Origin of the sequence: Prauserella flavalba (assembly GCF_003202235.1) — a bacterium.
GTDB classification, from domain to species: domain Bacteria; phylum Actinomycetota; class Actinomycetes; order Mycobacteriales; family Pseudonocardiaceae; genus Prauserella_A; species Prauserella_A flavalba.
This window is the reverse complement of sequence record NZ_MASU01000013.1, coordinates 356149-375208: the sequence shown is the minus strand read 5'-3', so window position 1 is coordinate 375208 and position 19060 is coordinate 356149. Positions and strand designations below refer to the sequence as shown.

The window sequence follows — 19060 nt, the reverse complement described above, 5'->3', positions numbered from 1 at the left end:
GACTCGCGGCTGTGAAGGGGCTACTCCAGGACGATCAGGAGGTCGCCGCCTTCCACCTGCTGCACCTTGCCGATGGCGAGCCGCTGGACGGTGCCGCCTTCCTGGGCGGTGATCGCGGCCTCCATCTTCATGGCCTCGATGGTCGCCACGGTGGCGCCCGCCTCGATGGTGTCGCCCTCGGCCACCTGCGCCGTCACCACACCGGCGAACGGCGCCGCGACGTGCTTCGGGTTGTTCTTGTCGGCCTTCTCCTTGGCGGGCAGGTCGGAGGCCACCGAACGGTCCCGCACCTGGATCGGCCGGAGCTGGCCGTTGAGGGTCGCCATGACGGTCCGCATACCGCGTTCGTCGGCCTCGCCGATGGCCTCGAGCTCGATGATCAGCCGCACACCCGGCTCAAGGTCGACCTGGTACTCCTCGCCCGGGCGCAGCCCGTAGAAGAAGTCCTTGCTCGGCAGCACACTGGTGTCGCCGTGCGCCTCGCGATGCGCCTCGAACTCCTTCGTCGGCCCGGGGAACAGCAGCCGGTTCAGCGCCACACGACGGTTGCCCGCCAGCTCCGAGCGGTCCTCTTCGGACAGCTCGACCACCGGCTTCGGCTCCGCGCGGCCCTCGAGGGCCTTGGTGCGGAACGGCTCCGGCCAGCCACCGGGCGGGTCGCCCAGCTCACCGCGAAGGAAACCGATCACCGAGTCCGGGATGTCGAACTTCGAGGGCTCCGACTCGAACTCCTCCGGCGACACCCCCGCACCGACGAGGTGCAGCGCGAGGTCGCCGACGACCTTCGACGACGGCGTGACCTTCACCAGGTGGCCCAGCATCTTGTCGGCCGCCTCGTACATCTTCTCGATGTCCTCGAAGCGGTCACCGAGTCCGAGGGCCCGCGCCTGCGTGCGCAGGTTCGACAGCTGCCCGCCGGGGATCTCGTGGTGGTACACGCGGCCGGTGGGCGAGGCCAGCCCCGCCTCGAACGGCGCGTAGATCTTGCGCACGATCTCCCAGTACGGCTCCAGGTCACCGATCGCCTGCAGGTCCAGCCCGGTCGGCCGGTCGGAGTAGTCGGTAGCCGCCACGATCGCCGACAGGGACGGCTGCGAGGTCGTACCGGCCATCGACGCGACGGCTCCGTCCACGGCGTCCGCACCGGCCCCGATCGCCGCCAGGTACGTGCCGAGCTGCCCGCCCGCGGTGTCGTGGGTGTGGATGTGCACCGGCAGGTCGAACTCCCGGCGCAGCGCGGTCACCAGCTTCACCGCTGCGGGCGCCCGCAGCAGGCCTGCCATGTCCTTGATCGCCAGCACGTGCGCGCCCGCGCCCACGATCTGCTCGGCCAGCTTGAGGTAGTAGTCGAGCGTGTAGAGCTTCTCCGCCGGATTCGACAGGTCCGAGGTGTAGCAGAGCGCCACCTCGGCCACGGCCGATCCGGTACCCCGCACCGCCTCGATCGCGGGCCGCATCTGCTCCACGTCGTTGAGCGCGTCGAAGATGCGGAAGATGTCGATCCCGGTCGCGGTCGCCTCCTCGACGAACGCGTCGGTCACCTCGGTCGGGTACGGCGTGTAGCCCACGGTGTTGCGGCCACGCAGCAGCATCTGCAGGCAGATGTTCGGCATCGCCTCGCGCAGCGCGGCAAGCCGCTCCCACGGGTCCTCGGCGAGGAACCGCAGCGCCACGTCATAGGTCGCGCCGCCCCAGCACTCCACGGACAGCAGCTGCGGCACCGTCCGCGCCACGACGGGCGCGATCGCCAGCAAATCCTTGGTCCGCACGCGCGTGGCCAGCAGCGACTGGTGGGCGTCACGGAAGGTCGTGTCGGTAACACCGATCGTCGGCGACTCGCGCAGCCACCGCGCGAAGCCTTCCGGGCCCAGCTCGGTGAGCTTCTGCTTCGACCCCGCCGGCGGCTCACCCTCGGGCAGCACCGGCACCTTGGCCTGCGGGTCGATGAGCCTCGGCCGCTCACCGTTGGGCTTGTTGACCGTGACGTCGGCGAGGTAGGTCAGCAGGCGGGTGCCGCGGTCGGCGGAGTGCCGCGCGGTGAGCAGGTGCGGCCGCTCCTCGATGAACGCGGTGGTGACGCGTCCCTCCTGGAAGTCGGTGTCGTCGAGCACGGCCTGCAGGAACGGGATGTTGGTGGCGACACCGCGGATGCGGAACTCGGCCAATGCCCTGCGGGCCCGGCCGACGGCGGTGGCGAACGTCCGCCCCCGGCACGTGAGCTTCACGAGCATCGAGTCGAAGTGCGCGCTGATCTCCGTGCCGGAGAACGCGGTGCCGCCGTCGAGGCGGATGCCGGAGCCGCCCGGCGAGCGGTAGGCGCTGATCATGCCGGTGTCGGGCCGGAACCCGTTCGCCGGGTCCTCGGTGGTGATGCGGCACTGCATCGCCGCGCCCCGCAGGTAGACCTTGTCCTGCGCCAGGTCGAGGTCGGCCAGCGTCTCGCCGGAGGCGATGCGCAGCTGCGACTGCACCAGGTCGACGTCGGTGACCTCCTCGGTCACCGTGTGCTCCACCTGGATGCGCGGGTTCATCTCGATGAAGACATGGTTGCCGTCGCGGTCGACCAGGAACTCCACGGTCCCCGCGTTGCGGTAGCCGATCTGCTTGGCGAACTTCACGGCGTCGGCACAGATCCGCTCGCGTAGCTCGGGGTCGAGGTTCGGCGCTGGCGCCAGCTCGATCACCTTCTGGTGCCGCCGCTGCACCGAGCAGTCGCGCTCGTAGAGGTGGATCACGCCGCCCTGCCCGTCACTGAGGATCTGCACCTCGATGTGCCGGGGCTCCACGACGGCCTTCTCGAGGAAGACGGTCGGGTCGCCGAACGCCGACTCGGCCTCGCGGGCGGCGGCCTCGATCGACTCGCGAAGCTGCTTCGGGTCCTCGACCCTGCGCATGCCGCGCCCGCCACCACCGGCGACGGCCTTGACGAACACCGGGAAGCCCAGCTCCTCGGCGGCCTCGACGAGGGTGTCCACATCGGACGACGGCTCCGACGAGCCGAGCACGGGCACGCCGGCCGCCTTCGCGGCGGCGACGGCGCGGGCCTTGTTGCCGGTCAGCTCGAGGATCTCCGCGCTGGGGCCGACGAACGTGATCCCGGCCTCCTCGCAGGCGCGCGCCAGGTCCGGGTTCTCGGACAGGAAGCCGTAGCCAGGGTAGACGGCGTCGGCGCCCGCCTTCACGGCGGCGCGGACGATCTCGTCCACCGAGAGGTAGGCACGCACCGGGTGACCCGGCTCACCGATCTCGTACGCCTCGTCGGCCTTCAGGCGGTGCAGCGAGTTTCGGTCCTCGTGCGGGAACACGGCCACCGTCCCCGCGCCCAGTTCGTAGGCGGCACGGAACGCACGGATGGCGATCTCGCCGCGGTTGGCGACGAGCACTTTGCGGAACATCCCCGGTCCTTTCCTTTACACGGATCGGTCGCGAGGCACGTTACCCCGAAAGTCCCGCTCTCCGGGAGTTCAGTCCCAGGTAATGGACCTCACCGGCCGGTTGCCGGGACAGGGTCGGCGTAGAGCAGGCGGTTCGCGGTGCCCTCGCGCACACCGGTGAGTACCCCGGGGCTCGCGTTCGCCACCACGGCCTCGGTCACCTGCTGCGGCGTCGCCTCGGGGTGGGCGGCGCGGTAGAGCGCGGCGACCCCGGCCACGTGCGCGGCGGCGACCGACGTCCCCGTCAGCTCGGCCGTCCCACCCTTGAGCGCGGGCGCCCGCACGTCCGCGCCGGGCGCGTAGAGGTCCACGGCGGCGCCGAAGTTCGAGGTCGGCACGGGTTTGTCGGCCTTGTCGCTCGCGGCGACGGTGAGCACCTCGGGGATCCGGCCGGGCGAGCTCTGCCCCGCGTCTGCCGTGGCGCCACCCGCGGGCACGGCCACCGGCATGATCTTCGCCAGGCCGCGTACGGCCGTGTCGACGGCGTCGCTCGCGGGCCCGCCGATGCCGATCACGGCGACGGCGGGCTGCTGCGCGTTGTTGACGACCCAGTCGATGCCGGCGACGACGCTGAGCCCGTTGCCGCCGCCGTTCTGGTCCAGCACCCGCACCGGCACGATCCGCACCGCCTTGGCGACGCCGTGTGCCTGGCCGCCGATCACCCCGGCGAGGCTGGTGCCGTGGCCGTTGAGGTCGACGGGGTGCTCGTCGCCGTCCACGAAGTCCTTGCCGCCGGCAACGCGGCCCCCGAATTCGGGGTGAGTGCCGTCGACGCCGGAGTCGATCACGTACACGGTGACGCCCGCGCCGTCGCCCTGGTACTGGTAGCGCTGGTCCAGCTGGGCGCCCCCGGCCCGCTGGTCGATCCGGTCCAGCCCCCAGTTGGGCGGGGCCTGCTGCACACCGGCGGCGGCGAGTGCCGGGGCGGCGGTGGCCGTGAGCAGTGCGGCCGTGCAGGCGGCGAACAGGGAGCGGGCCAGTCGAATACGCATGGGCACCCGTCTACCGCCTGCACACCCGGCGCGCAGGCGGAGTACCACCATCGTGCGGTGCCACGGCGAACTGCAGTGAAGGCCACCATGCCTGCGTTCAACGCAGTGAAGGTGGCCTTCACTGCGGTCGGGGCGGCGTGACGCGGGTGGGGCGGGTGGGGCGGGTCAGGCGGGTGGGGTTAGGACTTTTCCAGGAACTCCGCGCGTTCCTCGTCGACCACGTCGGACACGAGCCGTGCGAGGCCGGGGTGCCCCGCCAGCTTGGGGTCCGAGGCGACGATCTGCTGCGCCACCGCGCGGGTCCTCGCGATCACGTCCTCGTCCTCCAGCAGCGACAGCAGCTTGAGACCCGAGCGCTTGCCGGACTGCGCGGCGCCGAGGATGTCGCCCTCCCTGCGCAGCTCCAGGTCCAGTTTGGAGAGCTCGAAGCCGTCGAGTGTCGACTCCACCGCCGCGAGTCGGGCCCTGGTGCTGGTGCCGTCGAGCGCGTCGGTGACGAGCAGGCACAGTCCGGGTACGTTCCCTCGTCCGACGCGGCCGCGCAGCTGGTGCAGCTGGCTCACCCCGAACCGGTCGGCGTCCATGATCATCATCACGGTCGCGTTCGGCACGTTCACGCCGACCTCGATCACGGTCGTCGCCACGAGCACGTCGAGCTTGCCCGTGGAGAACGCCCGCATCACGGCGTCCTTGTCGTCGCTGGGCAGCCGGCCGTGCAGCACGCCGATCCGCAGGCCGTTGAGCGGCCCCTCGGCCAGTTGCGGCGCGAGGTCCAGCACGGCGATGGGAGGCCGTTTGTCGCTCTTGTCCGACGGCGGCTCGTCGCCGATGCGGGGGCACACGATGTAGGCCTGGTGGCCCTTGCCGACCTCCTCGACGAGCCGCTGCCACGCCCGCTCCAGCCACGCGGGCTTCTCGGCGACGGGCACCACGCTCGTCGAGATCGGCGAGCGCCCCGCGGGCAGCTCCCGCAGCGAGGACGTCTCCAGGTCGCCGTAGACGGTCATCGCGACCGTCCTCGGGATCGGCGTCGCCGTCATCACCAGCACGTGCGGGCTCGTCGAGTCGGCGCCCCGCGAGCGCAGCGCGTCCCGCTGCTCGACGCCGAACCGGTGCTGCTCGTCCACCACCACGAAGCCGAGGTCGGCGAACGTCACGTGCTCCTGGATCAGCGCGTGCGTGCCCACCACGATCCCGGCGGCGCCGCTCGCGGTGTCCAGCAGCGCCTGCTTGCGTTCCTTCGCCGACATCGAGCCCGTCAGCAGCGTGATCCTCGTCGCGTTGTCCGCCGAGCCCAGCTCCCCGGCCTGGCCGAGGTCGCCGAGCATCTCCCGCAGCGACCGCGCGTGCTGCGCCGCCAGCACCTCCGTGGGCGCGAGCATGGCGGCCTGCCTGCCCGCGTCCACGGCCTGCAGCATCGCCCGCAGCGCCACGATCGTCTTGCCGCTACCGACCTCACCCTGGAGCAGCCGGTTCATCGGGTGCTCGCTCGCGAGGTCGGCGGCGATGGCCTCGCCGACCTCCCGCTGCCCCTCGGTGAGCTCGAACGGCAGCTTCTCGTCGAACGCCGCCGCGACGCCGCCCGGCTTCGGCGGGCACGCGGGCGCTGGCCGGGAGACGGCGGAATGGCGCCGCTGCGCGAAGATCAGCTGAACCGCCATCGCCTCGTCCCACTTGAGCCGCTCGCGGGCCTCGTCGAGCTGCTCCCAGCTCTCCGGCCGGTGGATCTGGCGCAGCGCCTCGTGCAGGTCGCCGAGACCGTTCCGCTCGCGCAGCCGCTCCGGCAGCGGGTCCTCCACCGGGTCGAGGGTGTCGAGCACCTGCCGCACCGCACGCCCGATCGTCCACGACTGGATCCCGGCCGCGGCCGGGTACACGGGGATGATCTCGGCGAGGAAGCTGTCCATCGTGGAGATCTCGTCGCTCTCCGGATCGATCAGCTCGTACTCGGGGTTGGCCAGCTGCAGCGTGTTGCGAAACGCGTTGACCTTGCCCGCGAACAGCCCGGTCCTGCCGGGCCGCAGCTCGCGCTCGCGCCACGCCTGGTTGCCGAAGAACGCGCACGAGAGCCTGCGCTGCCCGTCGGTGATGGTGACCTCGAGAATGGAGCCCCTGCGCTGGCGCATCGGCTTCTTGGTGGCGCGCTCGACCCTCGCCAGCACCGTGGCGTGCTCGCCGATCTCCAGCCCGGCGATGTCGGTGAGTTCGCCGCGGCGGGCGTAGCGGCGCGGGTAGTGCCGCAGCAGCTCCGCGACCGTCCCGATGCCCAGCGAGGTGTCGAGCGCCTTGGCGGTCTTGGCCCCGAGCACCCTGGTCAGCGCGTCGCTCAGCTCAGTCATCGATTCACTCAACACCCATCAGCAGCAGCGCATCCGTCTGCCCACCGGAATAGCACACCAGTTCGACTTCGGGGTGGGCGGCACGCAGGTGTGCCGCGATGGCGTCCTCGATCCCGTCCGGCGCCCCGGCCCCGGTGAGCACCGTGACGAGCTCGCCGCCCACCGCCAGCATCCGCTCCAGCACCGCCGTGGCCGCCCGCTCGACGTCGCGAGCGGGCTCGATCAGCACCACCTCGCCGTCGACGAATCCCACGACGTCCCCGGCCCGCGCGCGGCCGACCCACGTGATCGAGTCCTGGCTCGCCACCACGATGTCGCCACGCCGCGTCGCCGCCGCGGCCTCGGCCATCGCCACCACGTCCGAGCCCGCGCGGCGGTCCGCGTCGTGCACGGCGAGCGCCGCGAGCACCTGCACCGGCGAGGCGCACGGCACCACCACGACGTCGCGGTCCTCCAGCATCACGTGCCCCGCGACCCGCTCCGCCGCGGCCGTGAGGTCCACCCCGCCGGGCAGCACGGTCACGTGGCTCGCCGCGGTCTCCGTGACCAGCCCGAGCAGCTCCTCCGCGCTCGGCTCCGCGTCCGCGGCGACGGCCAGCACCGGCACGCCTTCCTCGCCGATGAGCCCGGCGAGCCCGTCGCCGTGGACGACGGCGACCACGGCGCGGTCCCCCCTCGCCGCGGCGGTCTCCACCGGCGGCGGGGTCATGAGCGGTTCGACGCGCACCCGGTGCGGCCTGCCGTGCGCCAGCCCGGCCTCGATGGCGGCGCCGATGTCGGCGCAGTGGACGTGCACGGCGTGGTTGCCGGCGCCGTCCCCGGCCACGGTCACGCTGTCGCCGAGCGCGGACAGCGCCCTGCGCAGCGCGGGCAGCGCGGCGTCCTCGGCCCCGGAGAGCAGGTACATGACCTCCCAGGCGCGCGGCGCGGGCGGCCCAGGCGGCGAGACGGCGAGCGCGTGCTCGGGCTCCCGTTCGCCCGTGACCACGCCCGCGAGCGCGTCGAGCACGGCGACCAGGCCCCGGCCACCCGCGTCGACGACCCCGGCGACGGCCAGCGCCGCGAGCTGGTGCGGGGTCTCCTCGAGCGCGTCGGCCGCGGCCTTCGCCGCCTCGGTCGCCACCTCGGCGGGCGTGCCCTCGCCGACCGCGGTGGCGACGGCGTGCAACACGCTCAGCATCGTGCCCGCGACCGGGCGCGCGACGGCGTCGGTGGCGAGCCCGTCGGCGCGCTTGAGGGCCGAGGCGAGCGCGGGACCGTCCAGCCCGGTCGCCTCCCCCGCCGACTCGGCGAGCCCGCGCAGCACCTGCGAGATGATCACGCCGGAGTTGCCCCTGGCCGCGGCGACGGCGCCGCGGGCGAGCAGGCCGAGCGCCTCACCCGCCCCGCTGACCCGCTCGGCAGCGGCCAGCTCGGCCTGCGCGGCCGAGAGCGTGTGCAGCAGGTTGGAGCCGGTGTCGGAGTCGGCGACCGGGTAGACGTTGATGCCGTCGATGTCGGAACGCAGCGCCGACAGGCTGTGTACGCAGGCCGCGGCCCACGCGCGTACAGCATCCGCGTCCAAGGCCCGCACCACGTATCCTCCGCACTGGTCTCGAAGGGGTCCCGGCGAGCGTATCGACCCGGCTACGGCCGCCGGGAGAGCACCGGTTACCCTGTTCGAGTTGCCCGGCATTCGCTGGGCGGGTTCTTGTTGACCTATTTCTTCGAGGAGTGTTCGACGTGGCTGCCGTGTGCGACGTCTGTGGCAAGGGGCCGGGCTTCGGCAAGTCGGTCTCGCACTCTCACCGGCGTACCAACCGCCGGTGGAACCCGAACATCCAGACCGTGCACGCCAAGATCGGGCTTTCCCAGAAGAAGCGCCTGAACGTGTGCACCTCCTGCCTCAAGGCGGGCAAGGTCGTTCGGGGCTGACCCCAGAGTCTTTGCCACACGGCCCGGTGACCGTTCGGTCACCGGGCCGTTGTCATGTCCGGCGGCTTACGGCAGCTTCCAGTCGATCGGCGCGGCGCCCTGCTTCTCCAGCAGCTCGTTGGCGCGGCTGAACGGGCGGGAGCCGAAGAAGCCGTTGTGTGCCGAGAGCGGACTCGGGTGCACCGACTCGATGCACGGGACGTCGCCGAGCAGCGGCTTGAGCCTGCGCGCGTTGCTGCCCCACAGGATCGCCACCATCGGCGCCTCGCGCGCCGCGAGCGCCGTGATGGCCTGCTCGGTGATCTCCTCCCAGCCCTTGCCCTGGTGGGAGTTGGGCTTGCCGGGCTGCACCGTCAGCGCCCTGTTGAGCAGCAGCACGCCCTGCTGGGTCCACGGCGTGAGGTCGCCGTTGGACGGAGTGGGGTGGCCGAGGTCCTCGCAGTACTCGCGGTAGATGTTGATGAGGCTCTTCGGCAGCGGCCGGACGTCGGGTGCGACGGCGAAGCACAGGCCGATCGGGTGCCCCGGCGTCGGGTAGGGGTCCTGACCCACGATCAGCACGCGCACGTCCTCGAACGGCTGCTTGAACGCGCGCAGGATGTTGTCACCGGAGGGCAGGTATTTGCGGCCCTCGGCGACCTCGCCGCGCAGGAACTCCCCCATCGCGGTGATCTTGGCCTCGACCGGGGCGAGCGCCTTCGCCCAGCCCGGGTCGATGATCTCGTGCAGCGGTCGTGCGGTCACGGCAAGCAACCCTAGCGGGGCCGGCCCACCCGTCGCCCGCCCCACCCGCTCACGGAGGCGCTCCGGGCCGGTGTGTCAGTCCAGGCGGCGTAGCTCGGCACGGAAACGCTTGGCCCGCTCCACGTAGCTGTCGACCACGCCCGCGATCTTCTCCGGGCCGAACGACGTGTTGGGCCGCGTCTTCGCCGGGACGCCGAGCGCGATGTGCCCGGACGGGACGTGCGAGTTGTAGGAGAGCACCGCTCCGGCGCCGACCATCGCGCCGTCCTCGAGCACCGTGCCGTTGAGCACGACCGAGCCCGAAGCGATGAGGCAGCCGGTGCCGATCCGCGCGCCCTCGACGTGCACCGAGTGCCCGATCGCCGAGTCGGCGCCGAGGATCGTGGGGTCCTTGCGCGTGCAGTGCACCACGCAGCCGTCCTGGATGTTCGAGCGCTCGCCGAGCTCGATGTAGCCGTTGTCGCCACGCAGCACGGTCTGCGGCCACACCGAGGCGTGCGCGCCGATGCGGACGTCGCCGATCACGGTCGCGTCGGGATGCACGTACGCGTCGGGGTGGATGGTGGGCTCGAGCTCGCCGAGTGCGTAGATCGCCATGAGATGCGCTAGCTCTCCTTCAGTTCCTTCGCCAGGTACACGCTCTCCGGCTCGTCCTTGTAGACGCCGAAACCGGGGATGTCGGTGTAGCCCGACGAACGGTACAACGCGATCGCCTCCGGCTGTTCGGTGCCGGTCTCCAGCACCGCCCGCCTTCGGCCGGCCGCGAGCGCGGTGCGCTCCAGCTGCGCGAGCAGCGCCCGCGCGAAGCCGTTGCCGCGCTCGGTCTCGACGACGAACATCCGCTTGAGCTCGGCGTCACCGGGCCGGAACGTGGGCACGGGACCGTCGTGCGCACGCCAGCCACCGCACGCGACGGGCACGCCGTCGCGGTAGGCGACCAGGAAGATCCCGTGCGGCGGCGAGAACTGCGCCGGGTCCACGGGCGTCACGTCGGGATCGCCATACCGTGTCACGTACTCCTGCTGCACCAGGTCGATCAGCTTCACCGCGTCCGGGTGGTCGAACGGGACGACTCGTATCTGCACCCCGCCCATGAAACCGGATCAGCGCCAGTGCTCCCAACCGCTTTCGTGCTCGTAGGGCTTGCCGTCCACCGTGATGCCGGTGTCGGGCAGCAGCACGGTGCCGATACGGACCCAGCCCTCGGGCAGATCGGTGTAGGAGGGGAACGTCGCGGCGAGCGCGTGGTCCTCGCCGCCCGTGAGCACCCAGTGCAGCGGGTCGGCGCCGAGCGCGGTGCCCACATCGGTGAGCTTGCGATCGACGTCGAGCAGGTCGGTGTGGACGTCGATGCCGACGTTGGACTCCTCGGCGAGGTGGCCGAGGTCGGCGAGCAGACCGTCGGAGACGTCGATCATGGCGGTGGCCCCGGCGATCGCGGCGGCAGGCCCGGCTGCGTAGGGCGGCTCGGGGAAGCGCTGGGCGTTGACCACCCCGACCGGGGAGCGGAAACCCCGGCCCAGCACGGCGAGCCCGGCGGCGGCCCAGCCCAGCCGTCCGCACACCGCGACGATGTCGCCGGGCCGGGCGCCGGAGCGCGTCACGGGCGGGCGCCCGCCGAGGTCGCCGAGCGCGGTGACACTGATCACGAGCTGGTCGGAGCGCACCATGTCGCCGCCGACGAGACCCACCCGCGCGCGGTCCGCCTCCGCGGCCATTCCGTCGACGAGCTGCGTGACGGTCGCGGTCTTCTCGTCGGCGGGGCACGCGATCCCGACCACGACGGAGGTGGGCACCGCGCCCATCGCCGCGATGTCGGCCAGGTTCACCGCGATCGCCTTGTGCCCGACCTGCTCCGGAGTGGACCAGTCCAGCCGGAAATGCACGCCGTGCACCAGCACATCCGTCGACACCACCACCCTGCCGTCGGGCGCGGCGACGACGGCGGCGTCGTCTCCGGGCCCGAGCAGCGTGGTCGACGGCTGCGTGCGGTTCGCGGTGACGGCACGGATCAGGCCGAACTCGCCGACCGCCGCCACCGTGTCGGCAGTGCCCTCCGCGGCACTGTCCGGCATGGGTCTGTCCTCCACTGACACCTCCGGTGTAGCCCGAGACTCATCGGATGTCCGATCGTTGCCCCGCTGCGGTACGTTGCTTCAACGTTCCTATCTTGAGCTTGACGAACCCATCCAGACGAAGGGGCGCGCCGTGGTCCACGCATACATCCTCATCCAGACCGAGGTCGGCAAGGCAGCCTCCGTCGCGGCCGAGATCGCCGGCATCCCCGGCGTCACCAGCTCGGAGGATGTCACCGGCCCCTACGACGTCATCGTGCGCGCCGAGGCCGAGAACGTCGACCAGCTGGGCCAGCTCGTGGTCGCGAAGGTGCAGAACGTGGAGGGCATCACGCGCACGCTGACCTGTCCCGTGGTGCACCTGTAGGGCTGTGCTGTAGTGGGGGCGTGACGGACACTGGTGCGCCTCCCCGGGTGCTGATCGTTGTCGCGGCGGTGCTGGCGGCCGCGCTCGCCGTCGTGGTGGCGGTGCTGGGCGTGCTGTCCTCCGGCGACGACGAGGGCACCGAGACGGGCCCCCTGCCGCTTGTGTCGATTCCCGCGCCGAAGTCGGGCAGCCCCGAGTGCGCGAAGGTGATGGAGGCGGCACCCGGCGAACTGGAGTCCTCCGGCGAGCCGCTGGAGCGGCGGGAGCTGGCGGAGCCCGCTCCCCCGGCCACGGTCGCGTGGGGAGCCGACAACCCCGTGGTGCTGCGGTGCGGGCTCGAACGCCCGCCGGAGCTGACGCCGACGTCGTCGCTGCGCCAGATCAACGGCGTGGGGTGGCTGGAGGTACCCGGTGAGGGCTCGGCGACGTGGTACGTGGTCGACCGCCCTGTCTACCTGGCGCTCACCGTCCCGGCGGGCTCGGGAACCGGCCCGCTGCAACAGATCTCGGACACCATCCGCAACACCCTGCCCACCAACAACTGACCCCAGGCGGCCTTGCGAATGGGTCAGCCCTGCGGACGGGTCACCCCAGCAAGGGGTCAGCGCAGGCCGGTGCCTCGTGACAGGGCGGTCTCGACCAGCGTCGCCAGCAGGGTCGGGTAGTCCACGCCGGTGACGGCCCACATCTTCGGGTAGGCCGACGTCGAGGTGAACCCCGGCATCGTGTTGACCTCGTTGATGGTCAGCTCGCCGTTCTCCCCGACGAAGAAGTCGACGCGGGCCAGGCCCTGGCAGTCCAGCGCGCCGAAGGCACGCACCGCGCACGCGCGCAGCCGCTCGGTCACCGAGTCGTCCAGCTTGGCCGGGATGTCCAGTTCCGCGGCCTCGCCGAGGTACTTGGTCTCGAAGTCGTACCAGGCGTCGTCGCCGTCGGCGAGCACCCGGATCTCGGCGGGAAGCGACGCTTCGACGCGCCCGTCGGGGAACTCCAGCACGCCGCACTCGACCTCGCGGCCAACCACGGCGGCCTCCACGAGCACCTTCGGGTCGGTCTGCCTCGCGAGCGCGATGGCGTCGTCAAGATCGGCCCAGTCGGTGACCTTGCTGATACCGATCGACGACCCTGCCCTCGCCGGCTTGACGAACACCGGCAGCCCCAGCCGTTCCCGGTCGGCTTCGTCCAGAGTCGACTGTCCACGGCGGACAGTCGCGTAGCGCCCGACGGGCAGCCCCTCCGCGGCGAGCAGCTTCTTGGCGTACTCCTTGTCCATCGCGGCCGCGCTCGCGAACACGCCGGCCCCCACGTACGGGATGTCGGCGAGCTCGAGCAGCCCCTGGATGGTCCCGTCCTCGCCGAAGGCGCCGTGCAGCACGGGGAACACGACGTCGACCCCGCTCAGCACCTCGCTCTCCTGGCCGGGTTCGAGGCTCACCACGCTCTTGCTGGTCGGGTCGCCCGCCAGCACGAGTGCCCTGCCGTCGTCGACGGTGGGAAGCTCGTGCCCCCGGATCGCGAGCGCCTCCGGGTCGTTCGTGCCCAGCACCCAGCCACCGGCCTTGGTGATGCCGATGGGGACGATCTCGAACCGGTCGGGATCGAGATTCGCCAGCACGCTGCCTGCCGACACACAGGAGATGGTGTGCTCGGTGCTGCGGCCCCCGAACACGACGGCCACGCGCGTCTTGCGGCTACTCATGGCCGGTCACCCTACCGGGGCCTCGGTCGTAGCAGGTCGACGAGCACCCACAGCGACTCGCGCAGCGCCTCCCTGGAGCAGCCCGCGTAGCCGACCGCGACACCGAACGCCGTCGGGGTGCGGGCGAAGTGCCTGCCGAGGCCGTCGAGCAGCAGTCCGCGCCGCTTCCCGGACGCGAGCCGCTCTCGTTCGTCCTCGGGTGAGGCGAGCGGCACCACGAGGTGGGCGCCCGCGTCGTCGCCGAGCACAGGGACGCCCGCCTTTTTCAACGCGCCGACCAGCATGGACCTGCGTTCCGACAGTTCGCGGCGGAGCCTGCGCAGGTGCCTGCCGAGGTCGCCGTGCCTGGCCAGCTCCACCACCACGCGCTGGCCCGCGGGCGAGGGCCTCGTGCCGGTCAGCTCGCGGTAGTCGAGGATCGTGGTGGTCACCGAGGGCGGAGCCACCATCCAGCCCGCGCCGAGCGTGGGCGTGAGGATCTTGCTCGTGGTGCCGAGGTGCACCACGACGTCGGGGGCCAGCGACGCGAGCAGCGGCAGCGGCGCCACGTCGTAACGAAGCTCACCGTCGTAGTCGTCCTCGACGACGAGGAAGTTCTCGGCCCTCGCGCGCTCCACCAGCTCGACGCGCCGGGCCGCGCTCATGCGGCAGCCCATCGGGTACTGGTGCGCGGGCGAGCAGTAGACGGCGCGAACCCCGCCGGGCAGGGCGTCCGGGCGCAGGCCCTCGGCGTCGATCGGCACGGGCACCACGCGCATGCCCGCGCGCCGGAACGCCTGGACGGCGCGCTGGTAGCCGGGTTCCTCCACGGCGACGAGGTCGCCGGGTCGCAGCACGGCGCTCGCCAGCTCCACCACGGCGGACGTGGTTCCGCCGGTCGCGAGCACGGAGTCGGTTCCCGCGTCGAGTCCCCGGTGCCGCAGCAGGTGCTCGGCGACGGCGGCGCGGTAGTCGGCGAGGCCGGAGCGGTAGAGGTAGGTCGCGGGCGGCGTGTCGGCCGCCGCCCGCCAGGCTCTGCGCCACGCGGCCCGGTCGAGCCCGTCCGCCCACGGCACCCCGGGGGTGAGCACGAGCAGGTCGCTCGGCGCCTCGTCGTTGGTGACGAAGCCCCTGCGCTCAGGCCGCGCGGCGGGCGGCGAGGTGGTGACGTAGGTGCCGGAGCCGTGCCTGCCGAGGATCCAGCCCTCGGCGTGCAGTTGCTCGTAGGCGGCGGACGTGACGGTCCTGCTCACGCCGAGCCGGTCGGCCAGCGCGCGGGTGGAGGGCAGCCGATCGCCGCCGCGCAGGTGTCCCGTCGCCGCCGACTCGCGCAGCGCGTCGGCCAGCTGCACGGCGAGCGGTACCGTGGAGTCTCGGTCGAGTCTGACCGGCAACGCGGTGTCTCCCCGAGTCAAAGTGGCCTCCCATTTTTCCGCACTTGTGGCCATTCAATGATGCCACTGGGTCTGCCAGGCTCAGCACATGTCCGTACCCCTGTCACCCACCACACGCAGCACGCTCACCCGCAAGAAGGACCGCGCCGCGCGTGATCGCGCGGACCTCTACGGCGTGCTCGACGAGGCGCTCGTCTGCCACGTCGGGCTCGTCCTGCACGGTTCTCCCGTGGTCCTCCCCACTGGCTACGGCCGGGACGGCGACACGCTCTATTTTCACGGCTCGACGGGCTCGGGGAACCTCCGAGCGGCGGCAAGCCGCGTCGACGTCTGCGTGACGGTGACGATTCTGGACGGGATCGTGTACGCCCGCTCGCTGAACAATCACTCGATGAACTACCGCTGCGCCGTGATCCACGGCCGCGCGCGCCCCGTCACCGAGGCCGCCGAGAAGCTGCACGGCCTGCGCGTCGTCACCGACCACCTGGCGCCAGGGTCGTGGGAGCACGCGCGCGAGGTCAGCGCGAAGGAGTTGGCCGCCGTCAGCGTGCTCGCGCTCGACCTGGCCGAGGCGTCGGTGAAAGTCCGCTCCGGCGAGCCCATCGACGAGCCGGAGGACCTGGAACACGGCACCGCGTGGGCCGGTGTCCTTCCGGTGCACACGACGTTCGGCGCACCGGCGCCGGCGACCTACGTCCCCGCGGACATGCCGCTCCCCGCGCACGTCACGGAACGCGGCAACGGCGTCAGTCCCGAACCGGTCCGGTGAGCGGGTCGAGGCGGTGCGGGCGCAGCGTGCGCCCGCCCGCGCGGTAGACGTGCACGCTCACGGCGGGATCGGGGCCATCGTTGCGCACCTCGTGCACGTAACCGGGACCGAACACGCGCGACTGGCCCGCCGACGGAGTGTGCACCTCGGTCAGCACCCGGCCGCCGGGGGCCCTGCGCGTGACGGTCTCGGTGAGCGTGCCGCTCACGACCGTGAACGCGCCGGTCGACTCACCGTGGTCGTGCAGGCCGGTCTGCTGGCCGGGAAGCCAGCTCAGCAGCCAGATCTCCTCGTCGGCGGTGCGCTCGAGGAGTGCGGCGAACCGCTCGTCAGGGTCGTAGCGCAGGACGTTGCGCCAGCGGTCCCGGTCGGCCGCGTACTCGAGCGCGGTGCGGACGGGGTGGCGAAGCAGCGGGTTCGCGGCAGGCATGGAAGCGACCGTGTTCTCTGGAACGGCGAACATGAGGGAATGAGGTCCTTGCTGAAAGGTGGTTGCTGACGTCGGGAATGCGTGCTGAATCCGTCACCGGCGACAACAGCAAGGACACGACGCGCAGCGGGCATGGCGGAGACCGGTGTGGTCCCCCGCCATGAGTGCGCTCCACGTCGACATGCCGCACAGCAAACCAGCACGGCCCCGAAGCGTCAAACGGGTTCCACCCGCTAGGAGCGTGCTGAACAACCCCGCCCGTAGCGAGCGGCGATCCAGGCGGCGGCCTCGCAAGACATCCCAGGAGCTTGAATGTCAAGCGGCGATGTTGTTGGCGTGGTGCGACCAGGCGGTGGTCTCGTTGTAGAGGGTGCGGGTTTTCAGGCAGCCGTGCAGGATGCCGACGAGCCGGTTGGCCAGTTGGCGCAGCGCGGGGTTGTGCCCGACACCGCGGGCTCGTTGCTGGTCGTAGTAGGTTCGCGCACCGGGTGAGGTGTTGAGCGCGGCGAAGGCCTGGGTCATCAACGCGTCGATCAGCCGGTCGTTGTGCACGAAGCGGGCCAGTACGACCTTCTTCTTGCCCGAGGCGCGGGTGATCGGACTGGTCGCCGCGTAGTTCTTGCGTGCTTTCGCGCTGGCGTAACGGTTGGGGTCGTCGCCGAACTCGGCCAGCACCCGGGCGCCCAGGATCGGTCCCAGCCCAGGCTGGGACAGCACGATCTCAGCGTCCGGGTGCTGGCCAAAAAACGTCTCGACCTGGCCCTGCAGGGTGCTGACCTGCGCGCGCAGGGTGGCCAGCACCGTGACCGCGGCGCGGGTGGTGGCTGCATAGGCCGCGGTGACCACCGCGGGCTGCCCCAGCTGCTGGGCGCGCAGCAGCGACTGGATCCGGGTGGCTTTGCCCTCGATGTCGCGGCGGCGAGCACGTCGCAGCGCGGCCCGGATCTGGCTCAGCGACAGCCGCGCTGCGCTGTCCGGGTCGGGTGCCTTCCCCAGCAGTTCCAGCGCCTCGGGTGCATCCAGGTCCTCGAATGCCTCCAGTGCGGCGGGGAAGTACTCGCGCAGGCTGTGGCGCAGCCGCTGGGTGTGGCGGGTGCGTTCCCAAATCAACGTCTTGTGCGCCCGGGTGATGACCTTGACCGCCTCGGCCTCGGGGCTGTCACCGGCGATCGGGCGCAACTCGTGGGCGTCGGTACGTACCATGTTGGCCAGCATGTGCGCGTCCGCAGCGTCGCTTTTCGCCCCGGACACACCATGCCGCCGCCGGTATCCGACCGCCTGCAACGGGTTGACCGCGAACACGGCGTACCCCGCGGCGACCAGGGCAGCCACCCAGGGCCCGCGATCGGTCTCGATCCCGATCACCACCCGCGCCTGATCGGGATCGGTGTCCGGGCCCAGGTGCTCGGCGATCATCGCGTGCAACCGGGCGATCCCAGCCACCCCCTCCGGCAGCCGGGCTCTCGCCAGCCGCCGGCCCGCCGTGTCCATCAACTCGACATCGTGATGGTCTTCGGCCCAGTCATCTCCCACGAACAGCACCGTGTCCGTCTCCCTCCACAACGCTCGTCATACCCCGGTCACGCGCGGGAGAACACTCAGCGGCCTAATGAACCAGTGCTCACACCACACTCGGTGGGCACGACATCCCATCAGCGATCCGTTCTCCCGGGCTACCGGCAGGGGCACGATCTTGCGACAGAACTCCCCACACAAGGGGTTCAGGCGGAGAGAGTGCTCACCCACCGATGGTCACCGACCACGAGTCCTGCCCAATGACCAACCCGCAACTCTCATTAGGCGGAGGGAAGCCCTCGTACCGGGGTCGTACTCGGGCTTTCCGACAACGCAGCGAGGCGCCGTCTGGGCGTCGCGCAGTAGGGCAGCGGTTGTTCAGTGCGCTCCTAGGACCACTCGTGCTTCTGCTGGCGGCCGAGCAGCTCGGCACCGACGCGAGCAGGGTCCATACCCTCGTGGCACACGCGGAACATCGCGTCGGTGATGGGCATGTCCACGCCCACGCCGCGCGCGAGCTCGCGGATCGACTGGCACGACATCACGCCCTCGGCCACCTGACCGCCCACCGCGGCCTGCGCCTGCTGCGGCGTCTCGCCCCTGCCGATGCGCTCGCCGAAGGTGCGGTTGCGCGACAACGGCGACGCGCACGTCGCCACGAGGTCGCCCACCCCGGCCAGGCCCGCGAACGTCAGCGGGTCGGCGCCGAGCTTCGCCCCGAGCCGCGCCGTCTCGGCGAGACCGCGGGTGATGAGCGTCGCCATCGTGTTGGCGCCGAACCCGAGTCCGGCCGCCATGCCGCAGCTCAGCGCGATCACGTTCTTGCAGGCGCCGCCGAGCTCGCAGCCCACCACGTCGGTGTTGGTGTACGGACGGAAGTAGCCGTTGAAGCTGGCCTGCTGGATCGCGACGGCACGGTCGTGGTCGGCGCACGCGAGCACGGCGCCCGCGGGCTGCTGCTGCGCGATCTCGCGCGCGAGGTTCGGACCGGACACCACCACGACCTCGTTCGCGGGCACCTCGGCGATCTCGCTGATCACCTCGCTCATCCGTTTCAGGGTGCCGAGTTCGACACCTTTGGCGAGGCTCACGAGGATCGCGTCGCGTGGCAGGAGGCCACGCCAGCCGGTGAGGTTCGCGCGCAGGCTCTGGCTCGGCACCGCGAGCACCACGGCGTCGGCGCCCGACAGCGCCTCTTCCGGATCGGCCGTGGCCGTGAGCCGCCCAGGCAGCGTCACGCCGGGCAGGTAGCCGCTGTTGGTGTGCTCGTCGCGGATCTCGGCGGCGACCTCGGCGCGGCGCGCCCACATCGTGACGTCGCGGCCCGCGTCGGCGAGCACCTTGGCGAACGTCGTGCCCCACGAACCCGCACCGAGCACCGTGACCGACTGCACAGTGATGCCGGTCAT

Annotated in this window: 17 protein-coding genes; 4 read left to right on the top strand and 13 right to left on the bottom strand. The window is 71.6% G+C overall.

The window, feature by feature from the left end; genetic code table 11:
• Nucleotides 1-20 precede the first annotated feature (20 nt).
• The 4 genes from BA062_RS29025 to BA062_RS29010 all read right to left on the bottom strand — a co-directional run bounded on the left by BA062_RS29025 (nucleotide 21) and on the right by BA062_RS29010 (nucleotide 8338).
• Entirely contained in the window at nucleotides 21-3395 is a 3375-nt protein-coding gene (locus BA062_RS29025; protein ID WP_110342196.1) for a pyruvate carboxylase, read from the bottom strand.
• 89 nt (nucleotides 3396-3484) lie between these two features.
• A complete protein-coding gene (locus BA062_RS29020; RefSeq protein ID WP_110342194.1) occupies nucleotides 3485-4426 on the bottom strand; it encodes a S8 family peptidase in 942 nt (313 codons plus the stop codon).
• Nucleotides 4427-4605: 179 nt separating this feature from the next.
• Nucleotides 4606-6765 (bottom strand): ATP-dependent DNA helicase RecG, encoded by a 2160-nt coding sequence (gene recG, locus BA062_RS29015; protein WP_110342192.1) that lies wholly within the window; start codon nucleotides 6763-6765, stop codon nucleotides 4606-4608.
• Between the two features lie 4 nt (nucleotides 6766-6769).
• Entirely contained in the window at nucleotides 6770-8338 is a 1569-nt protein-coding gene (locus BA062_RS29010) for a DAK2 domain-containing protein (RefSeq protein ID WP_110342190.1), read from the bottom strand.
• A gap of 149 nt (nucleotides 8339-8487) precedes the next feature.
• Here BA062_RS29010 and rpmB point away from each other — a divergent pair, with 149 nt between their 5' ends.
• Nucleotides 8488-8679 (top strand): 50S ribosomal protein L28, encoded by a 192-nt coding sequence (gene rpmB, locus BA062_RS29005; protein ID WP_091800800.1) that lies wholly within the window; start codon nucleotides 8488-8490, stop codon nucleotides 8677-8679.
• Nucleotides 8680-8745: 66 nt separating this feature from the next.
• On the opposite strand, the gene BA062_RS29000 is transcribed toward rpmB, so the two are convergent.
• From BA062_RS29000 to BA062_RS28985, 4 genes are all read right to left on the bottom strand, one after another.
• The gene (locus BA062_RS29000; protein ID WP_110342188.1) at nucleotides 8746-9423 is read right to left on the bottom strand and encodes a uracil-DNA glycosylase; all 678 of its coding nucleotides are present in this window, start codon (nucleotides 9421-9423) and stop codon (nucleotides 8746-8748) included.
• A gap of 75 nt (nucleotides 9424-9498) precedes the next feature.
• Nucleotides 9499-10020, bottom strand: a complete 522-nt coding sequence (locus tag BA062_RS28995) for a gamma carbonic anhydrase family protein (RefSeq protein ID WP_110342186.1) — start codon at nucleotides 10018-10020, stop codon at nucleotides 9499-9501.
• A gap of 8 nt (nucleotides 10021-10028) precedes the next feature.
• Nucleotides 10029-10508 carry a GNAT family N-acetyltransferase gene (locus tag BA062_RS28990; RefSeq protein ID WP_110342635.1) on the bottom strand — a complete coding sequence of 160 codons (480 nt, stop codon included), beginning with the start codon at nucleotides 10506-10508 and terminating at the stop codon, nucleotides 10029-10031.
• A gap of 18 nt (nucleotides 10509-10526) precedes the next feature.
• The gene (locus BA062_RS28985) at nucleotides 10527-11498 is read right to left on the bottom strand and encodes a thiamine-phosphate kinase (RefSeq protein ID WP_110342184.1); all 972 of its coding nucleotides are present in this window, start codon (nucleotides 11496-11498) and stop codon (nucleotides 10527-10529) included.
• 133 nt (nucleotides 11499-11631) lie between these two features.
• Here BA062_RS28985 and BA062_RS28980 point away from each other — a divergent pair, with 133 nt between their 5' ends.
• Together BA062_RS28980 and BA062_RS28975 are read left to right on the top strand one after the other, a co-directional pair.
• Nucleotides 11632-11865, top strand: a complete 234-nt coding sequence (locus BA062_RS28980) for an Lrp/AsnC family transcriptional regulator (protein WP_110342182.1) — start codon at nucleotides 11632-11634, stop codon at nucleotides 11863-11865.
• Between the two features lie 20 nt (nucleotides 11866-11885).
• Nucleotides 11886-12410 (top strand): DUF3515 domain-containing protein, encoded by a 525-nt coding sequence (locus BA062_RS28975; RefSeq protein ID WP_110342180.1) that lies wholly within the window; start codon nucleotides 11886-11888, stop codon nucleotides 12408-12410.
• A gap of 56 nt (nucleotides 12411-12466) precedes the next feature.
• Here BA062_RS28975 and BA062_RS28970 read toward each other — a convergent pair whose 3' ends face one another.
• Together BA062_RS28970 and pdxR are read right to left on the bottom strand one after the other, a co-directional pair.
• Nucleotides 12467-13564, bottom strand: a complete 1098-nt coding sequence (locus BA062_RS28970; RefSeq protein ID WP_110342178.1) for a D-alanine--D-alanine ligase family protein — start codon at nucleotides 13562-13564, stop codon at nucleotides 12467-12469.
• Nucleotides 13565-13575: 11 nt separating this feature from the next.
• Complete coding sequence (pdxR, locus tag BA062_RS28965) at nucleotides 13576-14991, bottom strand: MocR-like pyridoxine biosynthesis transcription factor PdxR (protein WP_110342176.1); 1416 nt, start codon at nucleotides 14989-14991, stop codon at nucleotides 13576-13578.
• Between the two features lie 34 nt (nucleotides 14992-15025).
• Here pdxR and BA062_RS28960 point away from each other — a divergent pair, with 34 nt between their 5' ends.
• Entirely contained in the window at nucleotides 15026-15706 is a 681-nt protein-coding gene (locus tag BA062_RS28960; protein WP_110342174.1) for a pyridoxamine 5'-phosphate oxidase family protein, read from the top strand.
• Here BA062_RS28960 and BA062_RS28955 read toward each other — a convergent pair.
• From BA062_RS28955 to BA062_RS28945, 3 genes are all read right to left on the bottom strand, one after another.
• Nucleotides 15684-16169, bottom strand: coding sequence for a cysteine dioxygenase (locus tag BA062_RS28955; RefSeq protein WP_110342172.1), 486 nt, complete (start codon nucleotides 16167-16169; stop codon nucleotides 15684-15686). The two genes, BA062_RS28960 and BA062_RS28955, sit on opposite strands and share 23 nt — an antisense overlap.
• Before the next feature lie 282 nt (nucleotides 16170-16451).
• The gene (locus BA062_RS28950) at nucleotides 16452-17678 is read right to left on the bottom strand and encodes an IS110 family RNA-guided transposase (RefSeq protein WP_110342634.1); all 1227 of its coding nucleotides are present in this window, start codon (nucleotides 17676-17678) and stop codon (nucleotides 16452-16454) included.
• A 362-nt stretch (nucleotides 17679-18040) separates the two neighbouring features.
• Complete coding sequence (locus tag BA062_RS28945; RefSeq protein WP_245960058.1) at nucleotides 18041-19060, bottom strand: NAD(P)H-dependent glycerol-3-phosphate dehydrogenase; 1020 nt, start codon at nucleotides 19058-19060, stop codon at nucleotides 18041-18043.